We start from the raw sequence: 21,995 nt of genomic DNA on the forward strand, positions 1-21,995 counted from the left end.
TTCTCATGCCCGCTCGTTCGATGATCGCACTTTCGTTGCACGGTAAACACGATCGTCCGAAGGAGTCCCCGATTCCTTTGACGGGCACTTAATGCGTGAAATACAGTGGCGCACGATTGACGCACGATCACAGGCTTGCTGTCGATCCGGGGGATTCGTATGGCCAGTTCCGCTTCCGTCGTGGCCGGGGTCGGTTCTCACCTCCCTCCCCGCGTGATCCGTAACGACGACCCGGCGCTTGCGCATCTCGGTTCGAGTGACGAGTGGATTCGCGGCAGGACGGGGATCGGGTGCAGACGGTGGGTGGAACCGGGAAACAGCACCGGGGACCTCGCGGTCGAAGCGGGCCGTGCGGCCTTGCGCAGCGCCGGCGATCCGGTCGTGGACCTCGTCGTCCTGACGACCACGACGCCCGACCACCATTCACCGGCGACGGCTCCGTGGGTCGCCGCCCGGCTGGGACTGGGCACCCTGCCGGCGTTCGACGTCGCGGCGGCCTGTTCGGGGTTCACCTACGGGCTGGCCGTGGGCGACGCGTGGATCCGGTCGGGGTCGGCGGAGTGCGTACTGGTCCTGGCCGCGGAGACGCTGTCGACGATCACCGATCCCTCGGACCGCGGCACCGCCGTGGTCTTCGCCGACGGGGCCGGGGCCGTGGTGCTGCGCGGCGGCGAGCCCGACGAGCCCGGCGCCGTTCAGGCGACCTGCCTGGGCAGCGACGGCACGCAGAAGGACCTCGCCGTGGTCGAAGCCGGCGGCTCCCGCCGGCCCGACCCCGGTGGTGCCGCGCCGGTGGCGGACCGCTGTCTGCGGATGCGGGGGCCGCAGATGTTCGCCCACGCGGTGCGCCGGATGACCGAGGTGTCCCGGGAATTGCTGGAGAGGGCGGGATGGCCGGTGGATTCCGTCGGCGCGTTCATCGGCCACCAGGCCAACCAGCGGATCCTGGACAAGGTGGCCGACTTGGTGGGAGTGCCCGACGCCAGCCGCTTCGGGAACGTTCACAAAGTCGGCAATACCTCTTCGGCATCGATTCCTCTGGTCATGGACGATCTGATCGAGGCCAGGGCCGTCGCCCCCGGTACGCGGACGCTGCTGACCGCCTTCGGAGGCGGCGCCGTGTGGGGGGCGGTCGCGTTGTCCTGGCCCGATCTCAAACCCGCACGACGGTAGGGAGTTTTTCATGGGGGAGCCGGTTCAGCGGCCGTTCGACTTCATTCGCGACTATCTGGCCACCACTTACGACCTCGATCCCGGGGAACTGACCGGCGGCCGTTCGTTCGACAGCCTCGAACTGGACTCCATCGCGCAGGTGGAAATGTTCGTGACCGTTTCCGACCACTACAGGATCCAGCTGGACGACTCGCTGGCCTCCGGGGACACCACGCTCCAGGAGACGGCCGATCTCGTACAGCAGGCCCTGGAGACGGCGGGCGACCGGCAGCAGGACACATCTGCGATCGGCTGACTCCCGAACGCCCCGCCCCGACCCGAACCCGCGACGGAGAGCTGTGACCAAGGCGCTTACCCACGCCCTGCAAGTGGACGGGCTGTCGTTCTCCTACCAGGTGGTGGACAGCGACGCCCCCGTCATCGATCCCGTGCTCGTCCTCGGCGGCGTTCTGCAAGGCATGCACGGCTGGTCCATCATGGAGCGTCACGTCCTGCCCCACGCCGGCCTGATCTCGGTGGACCTCCCCGGTGCCGGCGAGTCCACGCCGCTGCGGCCCGAGCAGGACATGGAGACCATGTGCCGGGCCGTCGAGATCATCATCGACGACCTCGGCCTGGAGCGCGTCAACTTCCTCGGCTACTCCTTCGGATCAGCGGTCGCCTTCCGCTGCGCGCAACGACGCCCGGACCGGTACGCCAAGCTGGCTTTGGGCGGCGTGCCCGTCCGCATCAGCGACAAACTCATCGACCTGTGGATGCGCGGCGCGCAGCGGATGCTGTCCGGGGATGCGAACGGGTTCGTCGACGTCCTGGCGGAGATGTTCCTGTGCTCCGACGCCGAGGCGACCGTCAGAAACCGCGATGTGGTGCGTCAGCTGGTCAAGCGGATGACCCTGCGGGCCGTCACCAGCAGCGCGCACGGGTTCCGGACGATGGAGCGTTCGGTCCTGGAGAACCTGGATCCCGAGGGCGGTCTGCACGGTGTTCCCACGCTGGTGTTCTGCGGCGAGCACGACACCATCAGCTCCCTGCAGGAGCAGAAGGAGTTCGCGGCCACGATCGGGGACTGCACGTTCGCGGCGATCGGCGAGGCCGATCACTGGGTGTTCCTGCAGCGCCGCTACGAGGCGAGTGACTTGGTGATGCGGTTCTTCACCGGCCGCCCGCTCACCGACCTCGACTACCTGATCGAACCGGCCATGGCTGTCGGGTGACGACCACCCGCCACCCCGTCCCAACGGAAAGAACGTGGCAGAAGAACAGAAGACGAACACCGTACTGGCGGGGCTGGGGTGCTGGCTGCCGCCGACCGTGGTGGCCAACGCGGATCTCATGAGCCCCGCGATGGACGACTTCGTACGGCGTCGCATCGGCATCGCCCGCCGGCACCGCGTCAGCGACGGCGAGGCCACCGTGCACCTGGCCACGGAGGCGGGAGCCCGCGCGCTGGCCTCGGCCGGAGCGTCACGCGTCGACGCACTCATCCTGGCCACCACGACCCCGGACCGGCTCTGCCCCGCCGGGGCTCCCGAAGTCGCCAGCCGCCTGGGCATGACCGGCGTCCCCGCCTTCGACCTGAACGCCGGCTGCTCGGGGTTCCTCTACGGCTGCGAGCTCGCCCGCGGGCTGATCGCCGCCGCCACCGTGGGAACGGTCCTGGTGATCGGCGCCGAAAGCTCCTCCACCATGGTCAACCCACGGGACTCCAGCACCGCCCCGATCTTCGGCGACGGCGCCGGCGCAGCCGTGCTGCGGCGGGCCGCACCCGGTGAGCCCGCCACCTTCGGACCGTCGGTATGGGGCAGCGACGGCACCCTCGCCGACGCCATCGCCATCCCGGCCGGCGGCTCCCGCCGGCGCACGCCCGCACCGGACCTCGGCGGCGCCGACGCGTACCTGCACCTGCGCGGCACCGAAGTCGTGCGCAACGCCGTCAAGCGCATGAGCGCCGCCGCGACCGCCGCCGCCGACGCCGCGCACTGGAGCCTGGAGGACGTCGACGTGCTCGTCGCGCACCAGGCGAACGCGACGATCACGCAGGCCGTGGCCGCCGCCCTGTCCTTCCCGACCGCGCGCATGCCGACCAACATCGAGCACGTCGGCAACACTGCTGCGGCGTCCGTCCCGATCCTGCTCGCACACGCCGCCTCCGACGGCGCGATCAAACCCGGTCATCGGGTGCTGATGGTGGCCTTCGGCAGCGGCCTGTCATGGGCCGCCACCACCGCCACGTGGCCGCACGCGCTCACTCCCCACTTGTGACGCACGGCCTCCTCCCCTCCCCCGGCTGTCACTCACGACCGGCAACCCCCACCCGTCACGTCCGGAAGGCCAGGCGCATGGACGACATGCAGAAGGACGACCTGCAGAAGACGGTCATCGGCATTCTGACCGGGAAGGCCGGACTGCCTCCCGGGCCGGTCACACCGGAGGCCACCTTGACGGAGGCCGGCGTGGACTCCATGGCCGTCGCCGTACTCGCCATGGTCATCGAGGACGAGTACGGCCTGGTGATCACCGAAGCCGACCTGTCGGCGAACTCCACCGTCGCCGACCTCGCGGCACTCATCGGAAGGCACCTGGCGGCCAAGGCGTGACCCGGCACGGCTCCCCGCTCCTGTCCGCGGATGCCGGTGCGCACGACCACCGCATCCCTTGGAGGGGCGCCGATTACCCGTGCAGGACCGTCACCCCGCACGGCCCGGCCGGCACCGAGCCGCTCCTCGTCCTCAGCGGCGGCCTGCAGACCAGGCACTCGTGGGCACGCTTCGAGCGCCACGTGGCCTCCCGGATCCCCCTCGTCATCCCCGACCTGCCACCCGCCCGCACACCGGGGCGGACAGCACAGAGCCTGAGCTGGGACGACCTCACCGACGCCACCCTGCACGCCATGGACCGGCTCCGCATCCGCCGCTTCGCCGTACTCGGCGTCTCCTCCGGCTATCCGATCGGCTACCGGCTCGCCCAGCGCCACCCCGATCGCGTCACACGGTTGATGCTCTTCGGCGCTTCGCCCCGGCCCGCCCCTCGCCTGGCGGAACTGATCGGCAAAGGGCTGCGCCGGGAGGCCGATGCCCGGAGCCCGCGCTCCGCCGAAACCCCGTCCGATCGGCTGCGGGCCGCCCGCGAACTGGTCGGCGTCCTGACCAACACCGAGGCGGCGGAACGGCACCTGCTGATCAGAGCCGCAGGGCGCGTCGTGCTCGACCAGCTCGCCGCATCCTCCGGCGACCCCCTCATCCGCTACGTCCACGACCGCGGGTTCCTCCTGCTGCACGACCCGCTGCCCCCGGGCGGCCTCCGCGGCCTCCCCTCGCTCGTCGGCGTGGGCGAGTTCGACACCGCCACCACCGTCGCCGACAACCGGGCCGTCGCAGGCACCATCAGCGGCGCGACCTTCGTCGTCCTGAAGAACGCCGACCACCTGCTGCACATGGAGCGCGACGCCGACTTCGCCGCTCTCGTCACCCTCTTCCTGGACGGCAGGCCGCTCGGCACCCTGCAGCACTGCTCCATCGAGAAGATGCCCTGAGCTCCGGGAGTCCCGCCGCCATGCCATCCCCCTTCACGCCCCAGCCGGCCACGCCGCAGCGCATCCTCCTGGCCACCTGGGGAACCACCGGCGACATCGCCCCCTACACCGGCCTGGCAACCGGCCTGAGCAAGGCCGGCCATCAGGTGACGGTGGTGACCTCACGGCGGTACGCGGCCCTCTTCCGCGAACACGGGCTCCCGGTACGGGCCATGCCCCTGGACGAGCAGGAAGCAGCGGTCGGAGCGCACAAACCGCGCCGCGCACGGATCGACAACGGCCGGGACATGGCACTCACCGCGGGCAAGGTGCTTCTGGAAGCAGCCGGCGAAGGCACCGACATGCTCCTCGCACATCCTCTGATGCACCCTCAGGCGGCCGTCATCGGCGAAGGGCTCCGCCTGCCGTGCATCGGCGTCTCCACCGTCTCGCACGCCATGATGCTTCCGCGGCTCATCGCCGGGGCCCCGCGCGTGCGTTACACAGTCGCCGATGCCTTGGTCCAACGCATCCTCAGTCCGCTGTACGCACCGGTGGTCACCGCGCTACGGCGTGAACTCGGCCTGCGTCACCGCTTCACCGGCGACGCCCTGAGCTCGTCCACCCGCCGCCACACTGTGTACTACGGTTTCGGCAGCGCTCTGCTGCCCGACCGCATGCCTCTGCCCTCCAGGCACGAGACCGTCGGCGTCTGGCGGCCCGCTCAGCCGCCCGACTGGCAACCTGATGACCGTCTCACCGATTTCCTCGCCTCCGGGCCCGCGCCCGTGTACTTCGGCTTCGGCAGCATGGGCCGGGGCCATGCGGAGCGGTTGTCCCGGATCATCACCCGTACCGTCCACCGGCTCGGGATCCGCGCCGTCGTCCAAAGCGGCTGGGCCGGCCTGACGGGCGACGGCGAAAGCGAAAGCGACGACATCCTCACCATAGGGGAATGCCCGCACGCCTGGCTCTTCCCGCGCATGGCCGCCGCCGTCCACCACGCGGGGCCGGGGACCACCCATGCCTCCCTGCGAGCCGCTCTCCCCACCCTCCCCGTCCCCTTCAAACTCGACCAGCCCTTCTGGGCCGCCCGGCTCCGCGCCCTCGGCCTCACCCCCGCCGTCGTCCCGATGCCCCGCCTCGACGGCGACGGCCTCGGCCTTGCCCTCAGGCGGCTCCTCGCCGACGGTCGCTACCGCGATCGGACCCGCCGCATCGGGGCGCTGATCGAGCAACAGGACGGCGTCGCGGGGGTCGTTCGCGCCCTCGGCCGCGCCGGGCGCGCGCAGCTCGGGTGACGCTGCCGCAACGGTGCGGGGCCTCCGCCGGTCCTGGCCGGCGGAGGCCCCGTCACGCGGCACGCATGGAGGTGTGCGCGCCATGGTGGATGGGCTCTCATTCCAGGTTCTGGCACCCGACGAGCTGCGCCTGGTCGTATCCGGTCCGGAGGATTGCACAGACCAGCTTCGCGACCTCGTTGTCGGCGTGGGCAGGTGTGGCGACGGCCACGCTTCCGATGGACAGAAGGATGCCTGCCGCGGCAGCGGCGGCCATGCGACGGATGCTGTTGATGGCGGACCTCCTGAGAGTCAGGGCGGCGAATGCCGCCTCAAGACGCACCGGGAGGCTTTCCTCACCCTCCGCGCACAAACGCTCACCAGAGGCCGCATCAGTGCTCAAGGAGGCGCACTCGGCCGTCCGCGCTCTCCCGTGTCCACCAGGACACATGACGGCTCTTCCTTCATGCGCGGCCCAGTCGCATGCCCAGGCCCCGCACCCGGTAGATGCGGCGGTCGTCCACCCACAGCCAACCGTCGGCCAGGGTGTGGCGCCCCCGTTCGTCCTCACCTTCCTCGACGACGTCGACGCCGACGGTGACCCGCCCGTCGGTGGGGACGACCTGGCCGCGGTACCGCCACGTGAACTCCCCGCCCGTCAGGGGTTCGAGGGCCCCGCCGGTGATCGCTGCCGCCGGAGCGGACTTCAGCAGGTGGAACTGCAGCAGCTGGGCCATCGCCTCCACGCCCAGGGAGCCGGGCTGGACCGGGTCCCTGAAGAAGTGCGCCTTGAAGAACCAGGCGCCGGCGTCCACCGCCTTCTCGGCACGCAGGCGGCCCAGGCCCGCCGGGCCGCCGTCCGGCCGGTGCCCGGTGACACGGTCCAGCATCCGCAGCATGGGCCCGGGAAGCCGCGCGCCGGCGGCCGGGCGCGGTCCGGTGAGGTCGGCGCTCACGTCGTACGGCATGGCCCACTGCGTGCGCTCGCCGGCGTCGGCGGGAATGCCGACCTGCCGGTCCAGGGAGGTCTGCGGGAAGAAGCCGAACGACGAGGTCGCGGTCAGCAGGGGCGCACCGTCGGACGTGCAGTCGACGGCGAAGGAGACGATCGTGATGTCCCCATGCCGGGCGGATCCGGTGAGTTCCGCTCGGGTACGCACAATCCGTACGCCCGGCCGCACTTGCCGGTGCAGGCGGGCGGTGCCGTCCAGGTTGCGGAAGACGAGCCGGGGTCCGGTGGTGAGGGAGTGGTGATCGGCGGTGCAGACCGCCAGCCAGCCGCACGGCTGCAGCGCGACCTCCATCAGGACCGCCCAGGGCATCACGGCGGTGCCGTTCTGCTCGAAGTACCAGACCTCCTCGGGCACGTCGTACTCGGCGACGGCCACGCTGCCCGGCCGCGGCCGGCCCGGAGAGGCGTCGAGGGACACGACGCGGCTCATGAAGTGGTAGGGCGGGCCCGGCAGATGGATGGTGGTCGGTGCCCGGTCCAAGGCGGTGGCCGACGGCCCGAAGGCCTGGCCGGGGCGGCCCCAGGCGCAGGCGAGCAGCGAGGGGTAATCAAGGGCGAAGCCGTTCTCGGTGACCACCGGACGGCGTTCGCGGTAGCCGACGAGGCCGCCCAGGAGCCGGGGTTCGGGGCATGCGCCGGTGGTGTGCTCACGGTGCGGTCCCAGGTCCCGCCAGTGGTCCAGCGGGGCGTCCCGCACCAGGCGCAGCGCCAGGTTCCGGCCGTGGAAGGCGTTGACGCCGTCCACGCTGACCATGGCTTCCGCGTACAGCACGGGCTCCGGGCCGGTGCTCAGGCCCCCGACGTGGATCTCGTAGACCACGCGCCGGCTCGCCGGGGTCGCCTGGCTGCGGCAGCGCGAGACGGCCGTGACGCCGGGCACGGCCTCGAAGCGGGCCCCGTCGCGGTCGATGGTCAGCCCGAGAGCGGTGAGGTGGAAGGCCATGGCCTGGTGCACGCCGTGGCTCATGAGGGAGCCCGCCATGACGGGGTCGTTCTTGAAGTGGCCGTCGAAGTACCAGTCGTCGGGGTGCAGCCGCGTCTCGGCGCGCAGGTAGCCGCGTCCCAGTGCGCCGCCGGTCGGCTCGAACGCGGTGATCTCCTCGATCAGCAGGAGCCGTCCGCCGTCGATGCGGGGCGTCCTCACGTGGGCGCGGGTGACGTCCCAGGCGGATCCGAAGCAGTCGTACGGGCGGCCCTCGGCGAAGGCCCGTACGGCGTCGGCGTCGAACCGCGCGGCGGTGGGGGGCGGGGCGGGCGGGTCGAAGGGCAGGTCGCGGGAGAGGGCCGCGCCCGGGGTCCACATGATGCCCCCGGCGGCGGCGAGTTCGGCGTCGGTGAAGAATCCCGCCTGTGCGTTGCGGATGCTGACGACCGGCTCGTCGCCCGCGAAGCAGTCGTAGCGGAAGAAGAACAGCCGCGTGCCCCGGTGCTCCGCGTGGCCGTCGATGTGGATCTCGTAGCGCAGGGTCTGTCCCGCCCGCGGTGCGCTGCCGTGATAGGTGGCCTCGCAGCCGAGGAGCCGGTAGACGCGCTCGCCCCGGTTGAGGAGGTCGACGCCCAGCCAGCTGATGAGGAGCAGGTCGGCCTGGCCGGCCTCGACCAGCAGGCCGCCGGGGATCCGGCCGGTGTGGTCCAGGTACCAGGAGTCGAGCCGGATGTCGGTCTCGGTCCAGATGGTGCCCGTTCCCATGGAGGCCGGTTCCGCGTCGATGCCCGTGACACGGTCCACCAGCAGCAGCGGAGGCCCCGGCAGGCGCGTCTGGCGCCGGTAGCCGTCCTGGGGGGCGAAGAGCGGGCCGAGCAGCTCGGAGACCGGCCCGTCCGCCAGCCGTTCCAATTGCGCACGGTCGAACTTCGGTCCGGGCAGGGCCGGTCGCCGCGGCGGCGGGGCGACCGGCGGAGCGGGGGCCGGAAGCGGTCCGGCCTGCGGTGGGGCCGCCGGGCGGGGCAGGGTGTCCTCCGCCGGTCGCTGCCCCTTCATCGGCCGCTGCCCCCGCAGGAACCGCTGGTGCAGGGCGGCCTGCTCCGTCAGGTACTGCCGGTGCAAGGCGGTGACCCGGGCACGGTGCCGTGCGACGGCCGCGGTACCGGGCGGCGGGGAGGGCGGCGACGCGTGCGGCCCCGCGGTCCGCTCCCCGCTCGCCGGGGCTGCGGGGAGCACCGGGGGCAGGGCCGGTGCGGGGGCCATGACGGTGACGGGTGCGTGCGGGGCGGGCAGCCTGACGGCAGGGGGATGGGCCGGTACGCGCAGCATCCGGTCCGCCGCCGGCCCGGAGGAGCCGGCGTCGCCCGGCCCGAGCAGCCGCAGCAGCGGTGCCGGGTCGCACAGTCCGGCGGCCGCCAGGCGCTCCGCCGACCGGCGCAACCGGTGCAGGGCCCGGCCGCCGGGTTCGTCGAGTGCGACCGCCAGGTGCTCCCGTCCGTGCAGGATGCGGCCGATCCAGTCGGTGCACAGGGAGAGGGGGCCGTGCTCGACGAAGACGCGGACGCCGTCGGCGTAGGCCCGCTCGATCACCGCCGGGAAGTCCACCGTCCTGGTGGACAGGGCCGTGATGGCATCAGCGGCGCTCTCCTCGGTGGGCACGTACGGTTCGGCGGTGTCGCCCCGGTAGAAGCGGACGCCCGGGACGGGCACGGTGCGGCGGCTGTGCAGCCGGTGCCAGGCGTCACGGACCGTCTCCAGTTCGGGGGCGTGGGCGGCGATGTCGTAGTCGAGCCGGACCGCCCGGTGGGCGAAGCGGTCCCGTACCAGGGCGGCGCAGGCGGTCTCCTCGCCTCCGATGACGCAGACGCCGGGGGCGTTGATCGCCATCAGGTGTACGGCCGGCTCGGCGGCGACGGCCTCCCGGGCCTCTTCCGCCTCCACGGTGAGCAGGTAGTTGCGCCAGCGGCTTCCGGTGATGCCGCGGGCCTGCCAGGCGCGGCGGATCGCCCGGTACTCGCCCGTCACGTCGCGGGTGAGCAGGCCGCCGCGCCGGGCGTCCTCGGCCAGTGCGGCGGCGTCGGGCCACGCTTCCAGAGCGATCAGCGCGGTGGTCTCGCCGGAGGAGTATCCGATGGCCGCGTCGGGCCGCAGGCCGAGCGCGTACCGGGTGATCAGTGTGTGCAGGGCGGCGAGCCGGGTGGTGGCCCAGATCCTGCCGAGGGCGCCCGTGCCGGCGAAGTCCGTGGGCGGCCAGGGGACGTCGCCGGTGTCGCAGCGCTGCCGGACGGCCTCGGCGAGCGCCGGCAGGGCGAGGGTCAGTTCCCGGCCCATGCGGGGATAGGCGGCGGAACCGTTCGTGTACACGAAGGCGACCTGTCCGTGGCGCCGGGCGGCCGCGGTCGTGGGGGCCGCGCGGAGCCGCACCCGCCGTTGCGGGCCTCCCAGGACCTGGACGACGGCCTCGGCCGTACGCAGCGGCGTTCCGACGTCGGCGATCCGGCCCGGCCGGGGCCCGGCTCCGGAGCGCAGCGCGGTGACGGCGGTCGCGACCGCGAGCAGGCCGGCGGCCGCGTGGGGCGTGCCGAACAGCGCGGAGTTGTCGCAACAGTCCTCCGCCCCGTCCAAGGGGACGGTGCTGACCCGAAGGTCGGGCGTGCCGCCGTCGGGCTCGTCGTCCAGGAGCGCGAGGACCGGTTCCCCGGCCCGCTCGGCGTCCGGCAGCCGTTTGAGGACGAGGACGACCGCGGCGTCCCCCGGTTCCCGGTCCACTCCCAGGTCGCGCAGGGCCGCCCGGTGCACGGGGTCGTGGGCGAGGTCGACCGCTCCGACGATCGCGGCGTCCGCCTCGTCCGCCCTCAGAAAGCGGGCGGCCAGGGCGAGGGCGGCGGTCCCGGAGTCCTCCTCGGCCGAGACGGTGAAGCCGGGCCCCGTCAGGTCGAGCTGGCTGTTGATGCGGTTGGCGACGATGTTCATCATGGCGCCCAGCACTCCGGCGGCGGTGCCCGGAGGGGTGAACGCTTCCTGGAGCCCGGCCGGCCCACCGGGCGGCAAGGGCAGCCCGGCACGCTGCCAGAGGTCCTCGATCCGGCGGCGGGCGGCGTGCCGGCCCACCTGCGGGTCGACGCCCGCCCCGACGACGACGGCCGTGCGCGCCGGCGGAAGGGACACGCCGCGGGCCGCCTCCCGCGCGGCGTCGAGGACCAGGAGTTGCTGCGGCAGGGCCTCCCGCAGATCCACGGGAGGGAAGCGCAGGCCCTGCAGAGCGGTGCCGGCGCTCTCGCGCGGCTCCCGGGCGGGCCGCCCCATGTACAGCGCGACGACGAGGTCCTCGGTGCCGCCGTCGCGCCCCACCCGGGCGGCGAGCGCGACGACCGCCAGGGGAACGGCGTCCGGCCGGGGAGCGGGGGCGGGGAGCGGCAAGGGGGTGTCGCGCGTGTCCCCGGCGTCGAGAACGAGGTGGGCGTTGGAGCCTCCGAAGCCGAACGCGCTCACCGCCGCCCGGCGGGGGCCGGACCAGGCCTCGTGTTCCGTGAGGAACCGGATCGGCCGCCCCTCCAGCGTCGTGGGAGTGCCGTCGTGCGGGCACGCCGGCAGGACCCCGGCCCTCAGTGCGGCGATCACCTTGAGCAGCGACGCCCCGCCCGCGGCGGTCAGCAGATGGCCCACGTTGGCCTTCACGGATCCGGCCGGCAGCCCACGGTGAGCGGCGAAGACCCGGCCCGTCGACCGGACCTCGACGGCGTCGCCCACGGTCGTCCCGGTGGCGTGACACTCCAGCAGCCCCACGGACTCGGGGGGCACCCCGGCCGACGCGTAGGCCGCGCGCATCGCACGCTCCTGGCCCGCGGCATCGGGGGCGATCAGTCCGGACGCGCGTCCGTCGTTGCCGAGCCCCACACCCCGGACCACGGCGAGCACCTGCCGGTCCTGGGCCAGGGCGTCGCCCAGTCGCATGAGGGCGAACATGACGGCGCCCTCGGCCGGCACCAGGCCGTCGGCCTCCCGGTGGAACGGCCGGCTTCGCCCCGTCGGACTGCGCGCGCCCATGACCGTGAACCCCCCCTGGATGAGCAGAGGGTCGCAACGGCTCACCGCGCCCGCCACCATCAGGTCCGCCGCCCCGTCCTGCAGCCGGTCGCAGGCGAGTTTGACCGCGTACAGCGATGTGGCGCAGGCGGCGTCCAGGGCGTGCGCACCGGCCTCCAGCCCCAGCGCGCGGGCCGCGAGCAGGGCCGGGAGACCGGAGGAGAAGCGGTTGACGGCATGGGGCCGGGCCGGCAACGAGGCCAGCAGGGCGTCCCGCACTGCAGGTTCCTGCTGCGCGAGCCAAACGTGCTCGGTGTGCCGGACGGCGGCTGTGGAGGGGTACGACAGATTGCCGAGTACGAGGCCGGCGCGCGACGGCGCGGCGGCCGGGTGCCCGGCTTCGGCGAGGGCCCGGCGCCCGGCGTGGAGGACCCATTGGAAGAGCGGGTCGAGGCTCCTGACGTCGGTGCGGCCGAGGGTGTACGCACCGGGGTCGAAGACGTCTTCGAAGCCGCGGACGAATCCGCCGATGCCCTGGTCGGCACGGTCTGTGCGGTCAGGGGCGGTCGGCCGGGCACCGGACGGCAGCCCCCAGCGGTCCCGCGGAGCCGGGCCGAGGCTGACCCGGCGGTCGAGGACGTTCTGCCAGAACTCCTCCGGGCTGTGCGCGTCCGGCAGTACGCATCCGCGCCCCACGACGGCGATGGGTTCAAAGGCCACTGGTGTCCCTTCCTTCGTCGCTCGGAGGGCCTTCGGGCGCCGGGGACGTGGCGGGCAGGGGGCTCGGGAGCCCGTCCGGTCGCCGGATCAGCCCGACGTCGGACAGGTCGGCGAACGGGACTCCGTCCTCGCCGGTCAGCCGCAGGTGGCACCAGGCCGCGCTGCCCTCGGCCCGGACCGCCTGGAGGGTGCACGTGACCGGGCCGTTCGCGAGGCCGCGGTGGTGGAGGCGGAAGGTGCCGACGGACATCGGGAGCGCGGCCCCTCCGAGGACTTCCGGCGCCCAGAGCACGGCGAGTTGCAAGGCGCCGTCGACGGCGGCCAGGTCGGTCTGCCCCGTGTCGCCGGGCCAGCCCAGTGCGGCCGCCCCGGCGAGGGTGGCCCGGGCACCGGCCGGTCCCATCCCTTCGACGCTCGTCAGCGCGTGCAGCAGCGGGCCGTGGAAGAGCACTGCGCCGTCGTAGATCTCCCCGCGCTCCCAGGGCGGCAGGGCGGGGGCGTCCGTCTCCGCCGGTACGGGCGGGGGCGCTCCCGCCGGGCCGTCGTCGACCGCGACGAACGCCCTGCAGTGCACGCGGCCCCCGGCGCCGCGCAGTTCCACGGTCAGCGAGCCGGGATCCGCGGCCCCGTTCGTTTCATTCGTTCCGTTCGTTCCATTGGTTGTACTCGTTCCGTGGAGAGTGAACTCCCTGTCCTGGGTGTCCGTCGCCTCCCAGTAGGCCGGTAGCAGGACACGGACGTCGCGCAGCGTCAGTGCGGCGGCGGCAGGGTTCCAGGCGCGGGCAGCCGCAAGGATCCACTCCAGGGACTGCGCCAGGGGCAGGACCGTCCTGCCTTGGATGACGTGGTGGGCCAGGTACGGGTGAGTGGCCGGGGTGACGCGTGCTCCGGCGGCCTGGAGACTCCGCATTCCGGGCGGCGGCAGAACGGCGGGGAGTTCGTCCTGCCCTCGGGCGACGGCGGGCACGGCTACGAGGAGCACCCGGTCGTCCTCTCCCGGGCGGGTCAGTTCCTCGACGAACGCCTGTGCTCCGGACGGGACGTCGAGGAGAGGCACTCCGGCCGCCGTGAAGTGGTCCGCCAGGGCGGGGGTGACCATGCCGCCCTGCCAGGGGCCCCAGGCCAGGGCTCGCACCCGGCAGCCGGGGCGGGCCGCCGCCTCGCGGGCCGCCACCTGGTGGAGGGTCTCGTTGGCCATCGCGTAGTCGCTCTGCCCCGGGTTCCCGAAGCAGCCCGCGACGGACGAGAACAGGCAGAGGGTCCGCAGGGGATCGTCGGCCGTCGCGTCCAGGAGGGCGCGCAGACCCGAGACCTTGGTGCCGAAGACGTCGTCGAACTGCCGGTCGGTCTTGTCCGCGATCCGCTTGTCCGCCAGTACCCCGGCGCCGTGGACGATGCCGGTCACCGGTCCCCACTCGGTGCGCACGGCGTGCAGAGCGGCTCGTACGGCGTCAGGGTCGCGTGTGTCGGCCGGGATGTAGCGCACGGGCGCGCCCGCTTCCTCGATCGCGGAGAGGGTCGCCCGGATCTCGCGGACGGCGAGGACGCGACGGGCCTCCTCGGCGAGTCCGGCCGGGGTGGCGCCCGGCCGCTGCGCGGCGAGGGCCCGTACGAGGGCGGACTGATCCCTCCCCGGCGGCAGCCCCGGGGGCTCGTCGGCCGGTTCGGTGCGGCCCAGCAGGGCCAGCCGCGGCCGCCCGGACCGGGCGAGCGCCGTCACCGCGGCTGCGGTCACCCCGCGGGCGCCACCGGTGACCACGATGACGTCGTCGGGACCCGGGCCGCCGTCCTCCGCTCCCGGCGGAGCCGGGACGACCGCTCCTGTCACACGACTCCCGTCCGCGGGAAGGCCCGCTTCCAGCAACGGCCCTCCGTGGAACAGTTCCCCGACGACCGCATCGGCCACCGCCTCCGGCGTACGGCCCGATCGCGCGCAGTCGACGGCCTTGAGCACGGCCTCCGGCCATTCCCCGGCGAGCGTCCGCACGAGTCCCGCGAGGCCGCCCAGCCAAGCCCGCTCGCCCTGCGCGCCCCCGGCTCCGAAGTCCCCGCCGGTGTCCTGCACCGTGACGAACACCCCGCCCTCCTCGGCGAACCGCGGTGCCACCGTACGCGCCGCCCGGAAGGCGTCCCGCTGCACCTCCAGCATGGCGTCGACCGTCAGGTCCTCGGACAGGCCGCCCAGCAGCAGCACCGCCCGGCTCTCCGGCGGCAACTCCGTGACGGCTTCGGCGGCCACTCCCCGCTCGCCCAGGCGCCCGGCCACGAGGTCGGCGAGACCGGAGCCCCCGTCGACCACGTGCAGGACGTGCTTCCCCAGGCCGGGCACGGCCAGGCCGGTGGGTGGAGCGGGGATGGTGCGCAGCGTGTAGCGTCCCAGGACGGCCGGGGCCCGGGCGGGCTCCGGCGCCGTGGCGGAGGCCGAAGGACCGGGAAGGCCGGCAGGATCAAGAGGAGCAGGCGGAGCAGGAGCAGCAGGCGGAAGCGCCGGCGTCGCGGCGGGGCCGGGCCCGGGCTCCGGTGCGTCCGCAGGCCCTGCCGTGCCTCCGGCCACCCCCCGGATCTTGCCGACGACCTGCCGGAGCGTCCGCAGGGACACCAGCTCCGTCGGGTCGCCCTGCATTTCGGGCAACTCCCCCATCCGCTGCCGCAGCACGGAGAGGATCTCCACGCGTTTGATGGAGTCGATGCCCAGCTCCGACTCCAGTTCCATGTCGAGGTCGAGCATCTCGATCGGGTAGCCCGTCCGCTCGGCCACCACGGCCAGCAGTTCCTCTTCGAGCCGCGCGGGGTCGAACTCCCCCGGGGCGGGCACGATGACGCCTTCGACGGTCTGCGGCGCGGCAGGAGACGGTACGAGGGCCGGGGCGGCGGGCAGGGGGGCTGCCGCGCTGTCCGGCCGGGCGGCCGGAGGCGCCGCAGTGGATGCCTCGGGTGTGCCGGAGGACCGCTCCGGGAGCGGGGTCGCGGGCTCACCGGGCGCTGTTCCCACCAGCGCCGCGAAGGACGTCTCGGACATCCTCAGGAATGCCTGATGCGCCTCGCTCATGGAGCGCAGGAAGACGGCGTGGGCGTCGGCGGTCTGGCGCTGGGCGTCCTCGATCAGGGCGATCCGGGCGTCGTCCTCGTCGGCCGGCTGCCGGGGTGGGGAAGAGACGGGAAACGGGGACGCATCCGGCGGCGGGACGGGGAACGCAGCCGGAACCGGCTCGGGCCCGGGCCCGGGCAGTTCCACGGCCGGAGCCTGGACGCCGGGCAGCGCAGGCGCTTCGGGCATGTCGAAGGCGCCGGGCGGCACAGGCGCCGCCGGTTCGTCCACAGTCTTCCGCCGGTCGGCACTCCCCTGCCGTTCCGTGGCTCCCCGGGGCGCGTCCTGCGGCGGGTAGCGCCGTCCGTGATTGCCGCCGTCGATCCGTACGGTCATCCTGGGTGCGTGTTCCCGGCCGGCGGGGCGGGGCATGGCGTAGTGCTGCCAGTAGGGCGCGAAGTCCAGCGGAATCCCGTGGACGGAGAGCCGGGCCAGGGCATCCTGGAAGGCGGTCACGCCGTGCGTCCCTCGCCGGTCGAGGGGTACGGCCAGGTGGGGCCTGTCACCGAGGATCCGGTCCACCAGCGTCGTGAGGGTCGTGCCGGGTCCGGCCTCGACGAAGGTCCTCACCCCGGCCCGGTACATGGCCTCGATCTGTTCCGTGAAGCGCACGGGCTCGGTCAGGTGGCCCGCCAGGCGGGCACGGATCTCTTCGGCCGCGGCAGGGTAGGGCGCGGCGTCGGTGTTGGAGAAGACCTCCGGGCCCGGGGGTGAGACCGTGGCGGCCGCAAGGGCCGCGGCGAAGGGGGCCCGGGCGGCCGCGACGAGCGGGCTGTGGAAGGCGGCGGAGGTGACCAGCGGCATGGTGCCGGTACCGGCCGCCTTCATCCGTTCCGCCACGGTCGCGATCGCCTCGCGGGTTCCCGAAACGACCGTCTGCCGGGGGCCGTTGTGGTTGGCGATCCACACGTCCTCCACGCCGGACCGCGCCAGCGCGTCCCTGACCTCGGCCAGGTCGGCGAGAATCACCAGCATCGCTCCCGGGGTCGCGGCCCCGGCGTCCCGCATCGCCTCCCCCCGGACGCGGGCAAGACGCATCAGCGTTTCACCGTCGTACGCACCCGCCGCGTGCAGGGCGACGAGTTCGCCGAGGCTGTGACCCGCGACCGCGTCCGGGCGGAGGCCGAACTCGTCCAGCAGGGCGAGCAGGGCCAGGCTGTGCGCGGCCAGGGCGGGCTGCGCCCACTCGGTGGCCGTGAGCAGTTCCTGCTGCGCGGCGCGCCGGTCGCCTGGCAGGGTCGGGGGGAAGACAACGCGGTGCAGTGGTGTTCCCCCGGGGGCCGTCCCGCCCGTCCCGCCCACCGCGTCCCAGACGGCGAGCGCCCCGGGATGGTGGGCCGCCAGGTCGCCCCCCATGCCCACGTACTGGGCTCCCTGGCCGGGGAACAGCAAGGCCAGGCGACCGGGCTCGCACGGCCCCGACCCCCAGTGCAGGGCGAGCGGCCGGGAGGTGGCCTCCCCCGCCTCCAGGCCCGCGGCGGCCTGGTCGAGCCGCTCGACGAGCCGGGCGGTGTCGGTGGCCAGTACCGCCAGCCGCCGGCCCGCGTCGGGCCGGAAGTCCCCCTGGCTGCGGCGGGCCAGGCCGGCGAGACCGTGCGCCGGCCGTGCGCCGGCCTCCTCCGCGGCACACCGGAGATCCGTCACCCGCGCGCGCAGCTCTTCGGCGGAGTCGGCGCAGAGGAGCAGGAGTTCCGTCGGTGCGGTGCGCAGGCGCGGCCGGGAAGCGGCGGGGACGGGGACACGAGAGGGAGCCGCAGCCACAGCCGGACTCGGACTCGGAGCCCGGTGTTCCTCCAGCGTGACGTGGAAGTTGCTGCCGCCGAACCCGAAGCTGGAGACGGACGCGCGCCGGGGGGTGTCCCCGGCCCGGATCCACGGGCGGGTCAGGGTGTTGAGGTAGAACGGGCTGGTCTCCATGTGCAGCCCGGGGTGCGGGCGCTCGGCGTTGATGGTCGGTGGCAGCACCTTGTGGTGCAGGGCGAGGACGGCCTTGAGCAGGCCGGCCGCCCCCGCCGCGCTCTTGGTGTGACCGATCTGCGATTTGACCGAACCCAGGGCGCACCACTGCCGGCCGGAGCGGCCGCTCGGTTCGAACACCTCCCGCAGAGCCGTGAATTCGGCTTGGTCTCCCGCCTTCGTGCCGGTGCCGTGGGCCTCGACGAGTTCCACGGTGGCGGGTGCGTAGCCCGCTTCCTCGTAGGCCCGGCGCAGGGCGAGCGCTTGGCCCCCCGCCCTGGGCGTGTAGATGGCCGTGCCGCGCCCGTCCGAGGAACTGCCCAGGCCGCGGATGACCGCGTACACGCCGTCACCGTCGCGCTCGGCGTCGGCCAGCCGTTTGAGCGCGAACATGACCACGGCCTCGCCGAGCATGGTCCCGTCGGCGTCCTCCGCGAAGGGCCGGCAGTCCTGTGTCGGGGAGAGCGCCGGAGTGGTGGTGAAGCACCAGAACATGCCGATGTCGTTCGTCGTGTCGACGCCGCCGGTGAGGACCAGGTCGGCGCGGCCCAGGGAGAGCTCGTCGAGGGCGGTGGACAGGGCGGCGAACGAGCCGGCGCACGCCGCGTCGGTCGTGTGGTTCGTGCCGTGCAGGTCGAAGCGGGCGGCGATGCGCCCGGCGACGACGTTGCTGAGCAGCCCGGGAAAGGTGGCCTCGGTCGGTGGGGGATAGTGCGCGATGATGCGGTCGCAGACGGCTTGTGCCTCCGCCTCGGGCAGGCCGTGCTCGCGCAGGGCCTTGAGCCAGACCGGCCGCTGCGTCGGGGCGTTGGACTCCGTGAGGAGTCCCAGTGCTGCCGTGCCGAGCACCACGGCCACGCGGTCGCCGTGCGGCCGGGCGACACCGCCGTCCGCGGCGTCCCGCAGGACCTGCTCGGCGACCAGCAGGGCGAGCAGCTGCGCCGTGTCCGTCGACGCGAGGTTCTGCGGCAGGATGCCGTAGGCCATGGGATCGAAGTCCACAGTGGGCAGGAACGCTCCGCGGCGCGTGTAGATCTTCTGCGGAGTGCCGGGGACGGGGTGGTAGTAGTCGTCGATCAGCCAGCGGGTCGGCGGGATGTCCTGCATGAGGTTCCGGCGGCCGAGGATCAGCCGCCATCCCTGCTCGACGTCACGGGCGTCCGGCAGCAGGGCGCCGAGACCGACGACGGCGACGGGTACGCGGCGCGGGAGCGGCTCATCCGGCATGGTGTGTCCTCGTGTCGCAGAACGGGGTGGGACGGATCGGGACCGATCGGGACGGGGCGGGGCGGTGGCCGGCACGGACAGGCCGGGCCGGGAGGGCTAGGCGAGCCGCCGGGGCCGGAAGGCGAAGGCGGCGGCGGGCACGGCGACGCCGTGGCTGCGCAGTTGATGGGCTCGGGTGAGGACGGCCGCGCCCTCCAGGAGGTTCAGCGCGATCTGCACGACGTCGCGCCGGCCGGGCTCGGCGAGGAAGCTGTCCGCCGCCCAGCGGTTGAACGCTCCCATGGCCGGTCCGCACCAGATCTGGTAGTCCGCTCGGCGTTCGGCGTGCCCCGCCACCGCCCAGCGGCTCGACATGCCCAGGTACCAGCGGAAGGCCAGCGCCGTCCGGTGCCGGGGATCCTGCTCGGCCTTGCGGAGCCGGGACGGGTCCCGCTGCTGCCAGAAGCGCGAGGTCTCGGCCCAGACGGCGTCGAACGACGTCCCGAGGATGTCCTGTTCGACCCGGGCTCGCTGCCCGGGCGGGATGTCCTCCCAGCTCTCGTGGTCGCGGTAGAGGTCGTAGAGCCGGGTGGCGCGCGCGGCGAAGAGCGTTCCCCTGCGCAGCACCTGGAGCTTCACCCCGAGCTCGAACATGTCGGCCGCCGGTGCCATGGTCACGTCGGCGACGTCGGCCTGTGCCAGCATCGCCTTCGCGTCGTCCGACAGCCCTGATTCCCGGGTGGCCTGGTTGACGGAGCCGGTCAGGACGTACGCCGCGCCGAGGGCGAAGGCACCGGCCACGGCGGCGGGCGTGCCCAGCCCGCCCGCCGCCCCGATCCTGATGGCCCGGTCGTAGCCGTGTGCGGCCGTGAGTTCGTCCCGCAGGGCGAGCATGGCCGGCAGCAGGACCGTGAGCGGCCGGTTGTCGGTGTGCCCGCCGCTGTCCGCCTCGACGGTGACGTCCTCCGCGACGGGCACCCTGGCGGCCAGCTCGGCCTCGTCCGCGGTGAGCTCCCCCCGCTCGACGAGAGCGCGCACCAGGGGCTCGGGGGCCGGTGCCATGAAGGGGCCCGCGACCTCGGGCCGGGACACCTTGGCGAACAGCCGGGTGCCGCGCAGGATCCGCCCTCGGGGTCCGCGGCGCAGTCCGCGGGCGGCGACCTTGATCACCGCGGGGGTGAGCGCCATGAACGCGGAGGCGGAGACGGCCGGCACGCGGTGGCGCAGGGCGATCTCGGCGACCCGGTCCTCCAGCACCGGCTCACCGGGCGAGTGGATGAGGTTGACGCCCCAGTTCGGTTTCCCCGCGAGCCCGGAGGCCAGCTCGGAAACCGCCTGTTCGACACGCTCCGGATCCAGCCCGGCGGCGCCGAAGAAGCCGAGCATGCCCGCCCGGGCCATGGCGGAGACCATGGCCACGGTCGCGATGCCGCCCGCCATCTCCCCGGCGACGTAGGGGAACCGCACGCCGTGCGCCTCGCCGAAGGAGCGGTCCCCGAGCCACTCCGGGTACAGCGGTGGCAGGGTGCCCAGCAGGGGCAGTCCCGGCCGGCCGGGGGCGACCGGGCCCGTGGAGCCCCCTACGGCGACCCCGATCCCCCGTCCCGCGGGGTCGGTCACGAGATGGACGGCTTCCCTGATGACGCCCGCCGCGCTCAGGATCTCCGCAGGAGCGAAGGCGGCCGGGCGGTCGCCCGGGTACCACAGGACGGGCGTGGCGGGGGCCTGAGGGGCGGCGGGACGGGAGGATGCCATCACGACGTCAGCCGTGGACGGCGTGGTCGCCCGCCGCGAACCGCAGCGACGTGTGATCGGCGGTGCGCGGGAGAGGACGTCCGGGACCCAGGCGGTGCGGCGAGGTGAGGCGCCAGTCACGGGCGAGGAGCCCGGTGAGGAGCGTGGCACTGGTGGAGAGGACGACCTCCTTGCCGGGGCACCGGGCGGGGCCGCGGCTGAACGGTGCGATCGACCAATCCGCCTCGGCCCGCCCGTCGAGCCACACTTCGGGTTCGAACCGGTCGGCGTAGGGGAGGCGCCGGGCGTCACGCTGGAAGAACGGGTTGCAGAAGATCACCGCCGTGCCCGCGGGCACGGTCCAGCCGCCCGGCCAGTGCGTCTCGGTGGTGCTGTCCCGCAGGATGACCATGGTCGTGGGCCACAGGCGCTGGGCGTCCAGGACGCAGGCCCGGAGGTACGCCCGGTCCGCGCGGGCCCTGGCCGACGGCTCCGGGCGGCAGGCGAGGAGGCCGAGCGTGAGGTAGTCGGAGATGGGGGCCGCGTCGAAGGCGAAGAACCAGTGCTGCATCTGGGCCACGGGCCTGGTCTCGGCCGTGGCGGGCGTGGCGCACACCCCGCGGGCCAGGCCGCCGGGTTCGGGCAGGTCGAGGTAGCGCTGCGTGCGGGCGAACAGCTCCGCGCGCAGGCGGTGGCGTTTGCGGTGCAGCATGGCCCAGTTGCCGTCGCTTCGCAGCATGTCCCGCAGTTCGGTGATGCGCTCGTCGTCACGGGCGGCGTCGCCGAAGACGATCCGGCGCACGATGCGTTGATGGGCGGCGTGGAACCGCCCCCAGGTGAGCGTGTCCCCGGCGAGCAGCGGCCGGATCTCCTCCTCGACGGCGGCCCGGCAGGCCTCGCGGAATCCCGGATCGGCTGTGCAGCCGTCGAGTGCGGCCTCGTTGAACCGGCGCCGCCCCGCCTTGAGAGGGCCCGGGGTGATCAACACGGCATCCGGCTCGAAGTGCGACAGAGCGGCCGTCTTCTCGCGGTTGGCGGAGGTGAACGACGTGCCGGTCTCGGCCAGCACACGGCGAGCGTCCTCGGCGGAGAGGAGGACGAGCCCTGTCCTGCCGAAAACGGTGACGAGCACCGGACCGGGGCCGTGACGCTCGCGCAAGTCGTCCAGAACCCGGCAGCCCCACGCGTGGGTGTCCAGTGCGGCCGTCACCCTGAGGGCGAGGGGACGGCGGAGCACGAACCCCTGGGCGAAGGCGGGAAGCACGCCGATCACGAGCAGCCGCACGCTGTCGGCCCAGCCGGCGCGGGTAGGTCCTGGTACCGTCACAGCGACTCCTCCCGTCCGGGAAGCCTGTGAGAAGGAG

General features: G+C 73.6%; 12 protein-coding genes. 7 read left to right on the plus strand and 5 right to left on the minus strand.

All coding sequences use genetic code 11. The features are described from left to right. The first annotated feature begins 159 nt into the window (after positions 1-159). The 7 genes from NQU55_RS19320 (at position 160) to NQU55_RS19350 (ending at position 5,985) form a co-directional block, all read left to right on the plus strand. Entirely contained in the window at positions 160-1,173 is a 1,014-nt protein-coding gene (locus tag NQU55_RS19320; protein WP_168097039.1) for a beta-ketoacyl-ACP synthase III, read from the plus strand. A 10-nt stretch (positions 1,174-1,183) separates the two neighbouring features. Further along, positions 1,184-1,468, plus strand: coding sequence for an acyl carrier protein (locus NQU55_RS19325; protein WP_256790897.1), 285 nt, complete (start codon positions 1,184-1,186; stop codon positions 1,466-1,468). 43 nt (positions 1,469-1,511) lie between these two features. After that, positions 1,512-2,387 (plus strand): alpha/beta fold hydrolase, encoded by an 876-nt coding sequence (locus tag NQU55_RS19330; RefSeq protein WP_256790898.1) that lies wholly within the window; start codon positions 1,512-1,514, stop codon positions 2,385-2,387. Between the two features lie 34 nt (positions 2,388-2,421). Next, on the plus strand, positions 2,422-3,435 hold the full coding sequence (locus tag NQU55_RS19335; protein WP_168094052.1) for a 3-oxoacyl-ACP synthase III family protein: 1,014 nt from the start codon (positions 2,422-2,424) through the stop codon (positions 3,433-3,435). Positions 3,436-3,512: 77 nt separating this feature from the next. Next, positions 3,513-3,770, plus strand: coding sequence for an acyl carrier protein (locus NQU55_RS19340; protein WP_168094051.1), 258 nt, complete (start codon positions 3,513-3,515; stop codon positions 3,768-3,770). After that, positions 3,767-4,705 (plus strand): alpha/beta fold hydrolase, encoded by a 939-nt coding sequence (locus NQU55_RS19345; RefSeq protein WP_168094050.1) that lies wholly within the window; start codon positions 3,767-3,769, stop codon positions 4,703-4,705. The genes NQU55_RS19340 and NQU55_RS19345 overlap by 4 nt, the downstream gene beginning before the upstream one ends. Before the next feature lie 20 nt (positions 4,706-4,725). Then, positions 4,726-5,985 (plus strand): glycosyltransferase, encoded by a 1,260-nt coding sequence (locus NQU55_RS19350; protein WP_168094049.1) that lies wholly within the window; start codon positions 4,726-4,728, stop codon positions 5,983-5,985. A 97-nt stretch (positions 5,986-6,082) separates the two neighbouring features. On the opposite strand, the gene NQU55_RS19355 is transcribed toward NQU55_RS19350, so the two are convergent. The 5 genes from NQU55_RS19355 to NQU55_RS36840 form a co-directional block, all read right to left on the minus strand. Continuing rightward, positions 6,083-6,241, minus strand: a complete 159-nt coding sequence (locus tag NQU55_RS19355; protein WP_168094048.1) for a hypothetical protein — start codon at positions 6,239-6,241, stop codon at positions 6,083-6,085. A gap of 187 nt (positions 6,242-6,428) precedes the next feature. Beyond that, on the minus strand, positions 6,429-12,647 hold the full coding sequence (locus NQU55_RS19360) for a type I polyketide synthase (RefSeq protein WP_168094047.1): 6,219 nt from the start codon (positions 12,645-12,647) through the stop codon (positions 6,429-6,431). Then, positions 12,637-18,918 carry a type I polyketide synthase gene (locus NQU55_RS19365; RefSeq protein ID WP_256790899.1) on the minus strand — a complete coding sequence of 2,094 codons (6,282 nt, stop codon included), beginning with the start codon at positions 18,916-18,918 and terminating at the stop codon, positions 12,637-12,639. Before NQU55_RS19365 ends, NQU55_RS19360 begins: the two co-directional genes overlap by 11 nt. Positions 18,919-19,014: 96 nt before the next feature. After that, positions 19,015-20,652, minus strand: coding sequence for a PfaD family polyunsaturated fatty acid/polyketide biosynthesis protein (locus NQU55_RS19370; protein ID WP_168094693.1), 1,638 nt, complete (start codon positions 20,650-20,652; stop codon positions 19,015-19,017). Positions 20,653-20,659: 7 nt separating this feature from the next. Further along, complete coding sequence (locus NQU55_RS36840) at positions 20,660-21,958, minus strand: cytochrome P450 (protein WP_168094694.1); 1,299 nt, start codon at positions 21,956-21,958, stop codon at positions 20,660-20,662. Positions 21,959-21,995 lie beyond the last annotated feature (37 nt).

It is taken from the genome of Streptomyces telluris, assembly GCF_024519335.1.
Taxonomy (GTDB): domain Bacteria; phylum Actinomycetota; class Actinomycetes; order Streptomycetales; family Streptomycetaceae; genus Streptomyces; species Streptomyces telluris.

What these genes read in the sequence shown, in the direction of transcription:
- NQU55_RS19320 (WP_168097039.1), top strand. Translation starts at nt 160, where the DNA reads ATGGCCAGTTCCGCTTCCGTCGTGGCCGGGGTCGGTTCTCACCTCCCT.
- NQU55_RS19325 (WP_256790897.1), top strand. Translation starts at nt 1,184, where the DNA reads ATGGGGGAGCCGGTTCAGCGGCCGTTCGACTTCATTCGCGACTATCTG.
- NQU55_RS19340 (WP_168094051.1), top strand. Translation starts at nt 3,513, where the DNA reads ATGGACGACATGCAGAAGGACGACCTGCAGAAGACGGTCATCGGCATT.
- NQU55_RS19350 (WP_168094049.1), top strand. Translation starts at nt 4,726, where the DNA reads ATGCCATCCCCCTTCACGCCCCAGCCGGCCACGCCGCAGCGCATCCTC.
- NQU55_RS19355 (WP_168094048.1), bottom strand. Translation starts at nt 6,241, where the DNA reads ATGGCCGCCGCTGCCGCGGCAGGCATCCTTCTGTCCATCGGAAGCGTG.
- NQU55_RS19365 (WP_256790899.1), bottom strand. Translation starts at nt 18,918, where the DNA reads ATGCCGGATGAGCCGCTCCCGCGCCGCGTACCCGTCGCCGTCGTCGGT.
- NQU55_RS19370 (WP_168094693.1), bottom strand. Translation starts at nt 20,652, where the DNA reads ATGGCATCCTCCCGTCCCGCCGCCCCTCAGGCCCCCGCCACGCCCGTC.